Consider the following 2,002-nt stretch of genomic DNA (forward strand, 5'->3'; position numbering starts at 1 on the left):
CGTACGCGATCACCAGGTCCTGCTTACCGTACGACGAGGTGCCCTTCCGCTGGGCGAAGACCTGCGCCATGTACAGCCGGCCGTCGCCGAAGAGGATCTCCGCGTAGTCCGGCAGCATGGCGCCCTCCACCTGCCGCGCGGCCGGTGTGGTCGGGTTCTCCAGCAGCTTGGTCATCGTGAAGGACCCGCCGTCGATGCTGACGATCTGGCCGCCCTTGTCGTAGGGCGGGCGGTTGTAGGCGATCAGGTTGCCACCGTCCATGCGCAGCGGGGTCAGCAGATAGCCCTCACCGGCCTCGACGCGCTGGCCGGTCGGCTTGCCGGTGTTCAGGTCGAAGGCCACGATCTCGTTGGTCTTGCTGAACGCGCCGCCGTTGCCGTCGTGTTCCTCGGTCGCCAGGTACAGCTTGCCGTTGCCCGCGACGATCTGCTTGCAGTACTCGATGCGGGTGATGCCGTCGCAGCGCCCGGCGTAGGTCTTGGCCGGCGCGGAGATGTGCGCGAGCAGCTTGCCGGTCTTGCCGTCGATGGAGAAGTAGTCCGAGACGCCGCTGCCGTCGTCCGCGTTGACGTCGGCGGCCACCACCAACGGGTCGGTGGAGACGATGGCCGCGTACTGGATACCCGAGTCCATCCGGTACTCGGAGATCACCTTCCCGGTCTTCGGGTCGAGGGTCTGGATGCTGATCTGGCCGTTCTGCGAGTCTCCGCAATGGCGCACCGCGACCAGGCTGGTGCCGCCGCCGTACCCCGCGTCGTAACAGCTGTCGCCCGGCTTCGGCAGCCACAGCGCCTTGCCCGAATCGAGGTCGAAGGCGGCACCACCACTGCTGTCGCCGACGGCGACGGTGCGCTGAGCGACCGTCACATTCTGGTAATTGACCGGGGTGTCACCGGAGTTGACGGTCTTCGTCCACAGCTGCTTGCCCGCGTCGAGATCGATCGCGGCGATCTGCGTGCACCCGCCGAAGCTCTTCTTCGTGTCCCACTTCGGCTGGTACACGATCGCGGTCTTGTCGTCGGACGTCACATGCTGGCTGGCCGCGCAGACCGGGCCGGGCAGCTTGATCGTCCACAGCTTGGTGCCCTTGGCCGGGTCGTAGCCGACGATCTCGCCGACGCCGCTCTTGGCGTACACCTTGCTCGTCAGCCACGAACCCGCGGTGCTGACCGTGTCGTCCGCGGTGGGCAGCGGCACTTCGAACAGCACGTTGGCCGCGGGGTTGCCCGGCACCTTCTCCTTGCCGCCGCCGCCCGTGGTCCCGGTGCCGCCGCTGCCGTTCTTGCCGCCGGTGCCACCGCTGGAGGAGGCGGTGTCCTGCTTCTTGCCGTCGCCCCCGGAGGACGAGGCGTACCAGATGCCGCCGGCCACGATCAGTGCGATCGCGACGACCGCCGCGACCACGATGAACAGCGTGGTGTTCTTCCGCCCGCCGCCGCCCGGCCCGCCCTGCGGCTGCATCGGCATGGTCGGGGGCTGGCCCGGATAGCCGTAACCCGGCTGCACACCCTGCAGGGGCGCCGTCGGCTGCGCGTACGGGTTCTGCGGCCCGGGTGCGCCGTAGGGCGCGGCCGGCTGCTGGCCGTACGGGCTCGGCTGCGCGCCGGGGTAACCGTAACCGGGCTGGGGCGGCGCGGCCTGCGGGTAGCCGTAACCGGGCTGGGGCGGCTGTGGAGGCGGGGCGGCCTGCGGGTAGCCGTAACCCGGCTGTGGCTGCTGGGCCGGCGGGGCGGGGGGCGTCGGCGGGGCGGCCGGCGGCTGCTGGTCCTGCGGCGCGCCCGGGGGCGGGCTCGGGGGGCCGAAACCGCCCTGCTGCGGGGGCTGGTTCGGCGGCGGAGGGGGCGGCTGGGTCATGACAACGGGTACCTCGGTCGGGCTCGGACGGCCGGACGGGCCGGACGGCACGGGGACGGGGGCGGGGGCGGGGGCGGGGGCGGGGGCGGACGACGACGAACGACGGACAGGCAGGGGAGAAGGCGCGGCTGCGGCTCAGTTGCCGAA

Annotated in this window: 1 protein-coding gene; it reads right to left on the reverse strand. The window is 71.3% G+C overall.

Features of this window, described 5'->3' with window-relative positions:
* Nucleotides 1-1,855, reverse strand: a 1,855-nt coding sequence (locus tag LE548_RS24785; protein ID WP_225099150.1) for a PQQ-binding-like beta-propeller repeat protein, incomplete at its 3' end; no start/stop codon positions are given.
* Between the last annotated feature and the right edge of the window lie 147 nt (nt 1,856-2,002).

The sequence above is a fragment of the Streptomyces sp. CoH27 genome (assembly GCF_020181035.1).
Lineage (GTDB): Bacteria > Actinomycetota > Actinomycetes > Streptomycetales > Streptomycetaceae > Streptomyces > Streptomyces camelliae.